Raw genomic sequence first — 7142 nt, 5'->3', positions numbered from 1 at the left:
TGCTTGTAGCTATCCTTTATTTCCCACAGATGCACAGATTAAAAGACAATCCCGAGCCCGCACCTCCACACAACTAGCAGCCAGAGGCCAGCAGCTAACCGCTATTTCAAATAAGCTTCTCCAGGTTTGCCTTCGCAATGGCTTCCGACTTGCTGTTTACCTGAAGCTTGGAATATATATTCTTGATATGCGTTTTGGCGGTTTCCTTGGAAATGAAAAGTTCTTCCGATATCTGTGTATAAGTCTTTCCCTCCGAGATCAGTTGCAGTATCTCGGTTTCACGCTTGGTTAGCGGAGAGTTTGGGTTCACATGAAAATTATCGATTACCATACGTGCTATACGGCTGCTCATGGGAGCGCCACCTTTAACAATTTCATCGAGTGCTGCCAGCAGTTCCATGTAGTTGGCGCTCTTGGTAATATACCCGGATGCGCCGGCCTTCAAGGCTTCGAACACCAACTCACTGTCTTCATAAACGGTAACCATGACGATGTCGGTATGCGGGCTTTTATCTTTTATTATCTTGGTGCCCTGTATACCATTCATGCCGGGCAGCTCTATGTCCATCAACACGATCTCAGGCTTATCCCGATTCAGATTTTCGATGGCGTCTTCACAGCTTCCATAGGCATTTACTACCATGAACTTCTGCGAACTATTTACAATCAGATTAAAGCTATTGCGTATCTCCTGATCATCTTCCACAATCATGACGCGTTTCTTAAAGGGCAAGGCCATACTTGAGCGTTTTGGTTAGTTTAAAGTTTAAGGTGATTTTGGTTCCGCGATGTTTCACACTGGTTATACGTAAAACACTACGAATCCTGTCGGCCCTTTCGCGAATATTTTGAAGACCATTGGATTTTTCTATTTCATCGGTCAAAAAACCGACACCATCGTCTTCAAAACTCATCTCAAAACCGTCTGGCTCCGATCGCCTCAACAATAACGTAACATTGCACGCATTCGAATATTTGAAAGCATTAGTCATCGCTTCCTTAAAAATGAGATTTGCCTCACGACTAAATCCATACGGAAGCTTGATCTTGTCTTTTACTTCATTGAAAGCACGAAACTGTATATTTTTCTCCTCGAATAGTTTTTCTCCAAAATCACGGATGTGTATAAAAAGCTTGGAGAGCTCATCGTTTACCGGATCGATAGACCAGATAAAATCGCGTGTGCCGGTATATAGATACTTCGCAGAGTCCTCCACTTTAGTATATAAGTCGCCGCTGCCATTACTGTTGCCATTACCATTAAGCTTTAGCAGACTTATATAGTTGATGATGCGGGTGAGCTGATTGCCCATCTCATCGTGAAAGTCGCGTGCTATCTCTTTCCGCAAGGTCTCCTGTTCCTTGGCACGGATGCGCTCAAGCAACAACATCTTGCTCACTTTCTGGCGTACACGCAGGTATAATATCAGCGTAATGATTCCGGCCAGTAACACTACTACACCCACCATAAACGAAGCAGTTTGATAGAATGGTGCCTTGATCGAAAAAGGATACGCAATCTTCTTATAGCTCCAGCTTCCCTGTTTATCGGTGCTCATAACATGCAGCACATAATTACCGGGCGGAAGGTTGCTATAAGTAACTTCGGTCATCGAAGAAGGTTGCGACCACTTTTTATCAAAATTCTCCAGGTAATATTTAAACTTGATGGATTTAGGATATCGCTTGTCAACACGGTTAAAGTAGAATGTAACGTGGTTTCTGTCTGCCGGGAGTCTCGGATTTACCGGTATTCTGAAAAAACCTTCTGTAGTATCGGCATACTGCCGCGGGTCATACTCTCCATAGAGGATCTGCACGTTGGTAAGATGCAGATCGAACGAACGTGCCGGCATACTGCTGATGTCGTTAAACGCATACAAGCCATCTACAAGACCAAAATATTTATTGTTCGGTGTAAGCTCGAATGCATTCAGGTTTGTCTCTACACCGGTAAGTCCGTTGTCGTATCCAAAATAAAGATTCTCTTCAATTTCCAGGTTGCGCGCGAGCTTCACACGATTAATACCTTTTTCGGTGCCAATCCACAATTTTCGTTTTTCGTCTGCTGCTGCAAAGTATATAAAATCAGAAGCAAGCCCTTCCTGCGTGGTAATAAATTTGCGGTGGCGACTCTTCGGATTATAAATCACCACGCCTGCACCACCGGTGCCGAGTGCCAACAACGAATCCTGATAAGGAAGTATACTCATTACCGATGTATTGTTCAATCCGGGAATCTGCAGCACACCTATCTTTTCATCGCGGATCGTTTGTATACTGATGTCGGTAGCGATGTATAAAGTTTTATACCTTTTGGAATAATGCAGGTGCCAGATACCATTGCTTAAGAGGCCATTGGTTGTAGTATAGTTATGGAACGACTGTCCATCAAAGCGTGACAGCCCGCCTCCCGTGCCTACCCACATGGTGCCCGCTTCATCAAACTCGATTGATGTTATTGTATTCGAGGGTAAACCCTCTTCACGGGTAAACCAGTCCAGTTTGTCATGAACAGAATCATAACGACCGAGGCCATACATAGAACCAACCCAGATAGTACCATCCGGACTTTGCTGAATGACGCCAATGTTATTGCGGCTCGTTTCATGCTTGTCTACATAAGCATGCGATTTACCTTTGTTGATCTTCCAGAGCCCTTTGCTCAATGTACCCAACCACTTCGTTCCACACCGATCGGTAAGTATAGCCATTACACCCCGCAGATTTTCAGAACTGCAACGATTAAAATCCTGTATAAAATATTTATAAAGACCGCGGCCATCGGAGGCAAACCATGTGTTGCCTTCAGAGTCGTTCACAACCTGCAGCACCGAAACATCACGCAACACCGTATCGCGTTTCACTTCTTCATTTTTACTCACTACATCGCGAAAGAGATTACTGCCATCGCGTGTCCAGAAGAAATCGCCCTTCTCATCGTACAAGAGAATCATGTTTTTAATCGGCAACTTCAACGGTTCTATAGTTTGTGTACGATGATCGACCCTGAAATAACCCTTGTCTGTTCGCAACACAATGTCGCCTTTATACTCGAAGGGGTAATATATTTTACCGATGTCATCTGTAACATCAAAAGAGTATTCAGTTTTAGGAGTAAGTATATGGCATGAGCCATCTTTCATAAAGAAACAATGTACTCCTACTGTTGTGTGATATGATTTCCAGATAACCTTGTTGTGTACCAGCGGGCGGCCCCAATAGTAAAGCGAATCCTGAAATATTTTACCTATGTTACCGTTGGCTACTACAAAAATTGAATCATTGCGTTCGTATAGCCTGCGATGGCCCGCGTTCTGAAATTTAGGATCGTGAAAGCGTTTAAAGGAATATCCATTGAATCGCGTAACACCGTGTGCATGCAATATCCAAAGGTTATCGTGATGATCGAAAAGCAGTGAAGAGATGTCGTTGGAAAGAAGACCGTCTTTTGTAGTATATACTTTAAATTCCTTGCCATCGAAACGCGCTAACCCTCCGCCCTGCGTTGCCATCCACAGGTAGCCATTCTTGTCTTCCACCAATGAGCGCACCTGCGACTGTGGCAAGCCATCTACGGCAGTGTAGTTCCGCGTTGAGTATGTGAAATTCTGGGGCAGGCCTGCCTTCGCGAACAAGGAAAATAAAATCACCAGAATGCCAAACCTGCTCGCTCCCATAATCTTACAAAGTACGCGTATCAGCGCTAAAATATTGTCACGCATCTTTCGGTATTTAAGAGTTTAGCCATTCACAAAAAAGAAATGAAACATGCAACCCGAATGCTCTTTTTAAAGTCTTAACGAAGTTAACACCCTCTGATCATGATCAAAAATTACCTCCTTATTGCTTTTCGCAGCTTGCAAAAACATATTTCGTATGCAGCTATCAATGTAGTCGGGCTTAGCATCGGACTGGCAACTTGCCTGCTACTGATTACCTGGATCAGCCATGAACTAAGCTATGATACATTTCATGAAAAGGCTTCACGCATTTATCGTGCTTCGCTGGAATATAGCTTTGGCGGACAAACTGCGCGCACTGCAATATCGCCAACGGCGCTGCTACCGGCTGTACAGAAAAATTTTGCTGAAGTAGAAACGGGTGTGCGTCTATACAATCCTTCTGCCTGGACACCTTATGTATTGCAAAAAGATGACAAGCTCTTTCAGGAGGGCAGATTTTATTTTGCAGACAGTACTTTCTTTGATGTATTTACCTTTCCCCTGCTGAAGGGCAGTGCTAAAGATGCACTTACGCAGCCGAACTCTGTTGTACTAACACGTTCGATGGCAAAGAAATATTTTGGTAGTGAAGATGTGATCGGCAAAACGATCATGGTTAACAACAAACAGGAATATACAGTTACCGGTCTTACGGAAGATGTTCCAAGTAATTCGTTGCTGCAATATGATTTTATAGGGTCATTCTCTTCGTTGAACGCTTCAAAAGAACAAATCTGGTGGAGCGCAAACTATGAAACCTATATTGTATTGGCACCGGGAGCAAGCATAACCACACTCTTTGAAAAGACCAGTGCGCTGGTAAAAAAGGAACTTGCCGGTGAGCTCACCAATCCGGGCGATTATGTTGTATACAATTACATTCCGTTAACGGATATATACCTGCGCTCGGACATGAGCGAAAATAAGGCTGTGAGTGACATACAGTATATCTATATATTCGGAGCCATTGCTATGCTGGTGCTGATTATTGCCTGCATTAACTATATCAATCTGGCAACGGCACGTGCGGCTGATCGTGCCCGCGAAGTAGGCATCCGCAAAGTAGTGGGTGCGCTTCGTCCACAATTGTTCATTCAATTTATAAGCGAATCCGTTATCGTTACCTATATGGCATTGCTAATGGCCTTTTTACTGGCAAAGGTAGCGTTGCCATTCTTTAACGAGATGACCGCCCAACCACTTGATTCTTCCCACTTTATTAATCCTGTGTTTATCATAACTGCCATTGCCGGTGCTACCGTTATTGCCTTGGTAGCGGGCGCTTATCCTGCTTTCGCAATCACAGCCTTTAAACCAGTAAGTGTATTGAAAGGCAATTTTAAAACATCGGGCAAAGGTATATGGCTGCGTAAAAGTCTCGTGGTAGTACAGTTCGGCATTTCCATTGTTCTTACCATCAGTACGATGGTGGTGATCAAACAGCTGTCGTTCATCCAGCACAAGAAGCTCGGGTATGATAAGGAGAATACTGTAATCCTTCCCCTCGATGGACAAACTGCCAAAGTATACGAGCAGCTCAAAAATGAGATACTGCGAAGCGGTATCGCTACACATGTAGCACGCGCCATCGAATCTCCCACCCACATCAATGGGACCTATTCACTCAACATTCCCGGTTTCTCCAACAACGTGGGTATAATGGTTACTGCCAATGCAGTGGATCCTGATTTTATTCCAGCTCTGGGTATGGAACTTATAACGGGCAGAAACTTTACTGAGAATGACTATATAAAAATGCGCAAGGATACGGTATGCTCTTTTGTATTGAATGAATCAACGATTAAGGAAGTAGGCCTCAGCCCGGAACAAGCTATTGGTACATTTATTAACATGCATAATCGTAAAGGTGAGATTGTAGGTGTTGTAAAGGATTTCCATTTCAACACACTTCAACAAAAGATATCGCCTTTGATACTTTTCACTGAAGAACAGCAATTTCACACCATCCTGATAAAACTAAAGAAAGGCGATCCGCGTGAGGCATTAGCAACGCTTAAGAGCATCTGTAACAATATTACGCCGCACCGCCCCTTCGAGTATACTTTCCTCGACCAGGAATATACTGCGATGTACAGGAACGAAGAACGCATGAGCCAGATCAGCTCTACTTTTGCTACACTAACCATCATCATCGCATGCCTCGGGTTGTTTGGACTCGTTTCATTCTCGGCATCACAAAAAACAAAAGAGATTGGCATACGCAAGGTGATGGGCGCCTCGGCAGCCAGCGTTGTGCTCCTGATTACGAAAGACTTTACGAGATTGGTAATACTGTCCATTGTTATCGGTATACCGGCCGCATATTGGATTATGAGCCAATGGCTGAATGGCTTCGCTTATAAAACCGACATTGGCATCTGGCCTATGGTACTGGCAGGGATATCATCGTTACTGATTGCATTTGGTACTGCCAGTTTTCAGGCAATAAAAGCGGCCCTGGTAAACCCGGTGGATACGCTTCGCAACGAGTAGAGAAAACATTGTTATCTACCTGGATACAAAATCCACGGCAGGCCGGCACTGCGGTGGATTTTTTGTTTTGTGACTTTTCAGATTCCTTTGCATTATAGTGTTGTAGTTGCAAAGCGTATGACGGAAGACGAGATACAATACGAATACGCAATCCTGGAACGGTCGAAGCGGAATGCCAACGCTTTTGGAGAGCTGTATGAAAAATACTTTGACCGTATATTTAATTTTATTTACCGCCAAACCGATGATGAAGAGTTGACGGCCGACTTATGTCAGCAAACTTTTCTAAGCGCTCTGAAAAACATAAAGCGCTACGAGTTTCGCGGTATACCTTTCTCTGCCTGGCTCTATAAAATTGCAAGCAACGAGGTAAACAAGCATTACCGCAAAAAGAAGAACGACAAAGTATTCAGCATTGAAGAAGTGCGTGTACGCGAGTTGTTCGAACAGGCCAATGAAGATTGGGATGAAGAGATACTGCAAAAGCTGTTGCAGTATTTTAAAGAACTGCCCACAGATATGCTGCAGGTATTGGAGCTTCGTTTCTTTGAAGACAAGGATTTCAAAGAGATCGCTTTTATCCTGGACATAACCGAGAGTGGTGCCAAGATGCGCACCTACCGGGCACTGGACAGATTACGAAAGAATTTTAACTTACGAATCAAGTACGATGTCAAGGAATGAAATACGGGTTAGGCGTACTATAAGTCCGGGTCAGATTGCACGGCACCGTAACTATAGCAAACTGATGAACCGGCACTCGCGCTATTTGAAAATGAAGCGCTCTGTCATCGCGCTTGTATATGTACTGATACTGGTGCTGATGATCATGCTTTATATGCTGGTGCGCAGAATAGAATACGACAGAAAACTGCATCCGGAGAAGTATAAAAAGACAGCTGGCATTGAACCGCCAGCTGTTCG

General features: G+C 44.0%; 4 protein-coding genes. 2 read left to right on the top strand and 2 right to left on the bottom strand.

What is annotated here, in order from left to right:
• Nucleotides 1-106 precede the first annotated feature (106 nt).
• Both V7Q33_RS06385 and V7Q33_RS06380 read right to left on the bottom strand, forming a co-directional pair.
• Entirely contained in the window at nucleotides 107-739 is a 633-nt protein-coding gene (locus tag V7Q33_RS06385) for a response regulator transcription factor (RefSeq protein ID WP_331982729.1), read from the bottom strand.
• Nucleotides 723-3725, bottom strand: coding sequence for a ligand-binding sensor domain-containing protein (locus V7Q33_RS06380; protein WP_333819293.1), 3003 nt, complete (start codon nucleotides 3723-3725; stop codon nucleotides 723-725). The genes V7Q33_RS06385 and V7Q33_RS06380 overlap by 17 nt, the downstream gene beginning before the upstream one ends.
• Nucleotides 3726-3824: 99 nt before the next feature.
• Between V7Q33_RS06380 and V7Q33_RS06375 the strand changes: the two genes are divergently transcribed.
• Nucleotides 3825-6218, top strand: coding sequence for an ABC transporter permease (locus V7Q33_RS06375; RefSeq protein ID WP_333819292.1), 2394 nt, complete (start codon nucleotides 3825-3827; stop codon nucleotides 6216-6218).
• A gap of 117 nt (nucleotides 6219-6335) precedes the next feature.
• Nucleotides 6336-6902, top strand: a complete 567-nt coding sequence (locus V7Q33_RS06370; protein ID WP_333819290.1) for an RNA polymerase sigma factor — start codon at nucleotides 6336-6338, stop codon at nucleotides 6900-6902.
• Nucleotides 6903-7142 lie beyond the last annotated feature (240 nt).

The sequence above is a fragment of the Ohtaekwangia sp. genome (assembly GCF_036786105.1).
Lineage (GTDB): Bacteria > Bacteroidota > Bacteroidia > Cytophagales > Cyclobacteriaceae > Ohtaekwangia.
This window is presented reverse-complemented; position numbering and strand designations above follow the sequence as displayed.

Excerpts from the sequence above, each read along its gene's own strand:
- V7Q33_RS06385 (WP_331982729.1), bottom strand. The coding sequence starts at position 739 with ATGGCCTTGCCCTTTAAGAAACGCGTCATGATTGTGGAAGATGATCAG.
- V7Q33_RS06380 (WP_333819293.1), bottom strand. The coding sequence starts at position 3,725 with ATGCGTGACAATATTTTAGCGCTGATACGCGTACTTTGTAAGATTATG.
- V7Q33_RS06375 (WP_333819292.1), top strand. The coding sequence starts at position 3,825 with ATGATCAAAAATTACCTCCTTATTGCTTTTCGCAGCTTGCAAAAACAT.
- V7Q33_RS06370 (WP_333819290.1), top strand. The coding sequence starts at position 6,336 with ATGACGGAAGACGAGATACAATACGAATACGCAATCCTGGAACGGTCG.